The sequence below is a fragment of the Paenibacillus sp. 01T422 genome, assembly GCF_056398785.1.
Window position 1 is genome coordinate 1 of record NZ_JBFTQB010001660.1, and the last position, 444, is coordinate 444.

Sequence of the window (444 nt, forward strand, 5' to 3'; positions counted from 1 at the left end):
CACTATCGCTCAATACCAATGCTTGCTCAGCAAGTTCTACCGTTTCTTTGTCAAAATCCAGTCCTATCACTTCTGCGCCAGTCTCTTGTGCGATGGTTAGAACTGACACTGGAAACGCGCCTGAACCAATAAACAGCACCTTGGACTGTCGTTCAATCCCTAAACTATGTAATTCGGAACGAACAGAATTTGATAATAAATCGATATACATACTTAGCTGGATTTCATGATCTGCCCTATGTCCTGCCTGATATTTCTCCAATACACTTAGCGCATGAATTGACGTTTCTCTCACACTTCGCGATAGTTCCTGCACTTCGCTATTCGACTGCCATAAAACCCAGTTTTGAACATTTTCTTCTTTATGTATAAAATCGCTCAAACCATCTAATTTATTTTTCAACATGATGTAACATTGTGGAAAGGCTCTGGTATACGCGGTTA

At 40.5% G+C, this 444-nt stretch carries 1 pseudogene; it reads right to left on the minus strand.

The window, feature by feature from the left end:
• Positions 1-406, minus strand: a pseudogene (locus tag AC1DUA_RS40665) (hypothetical protein); the annotation flags it as partial.
• Between the last annotated feature and the right edge of the window lie 38 nt (positions 407-444).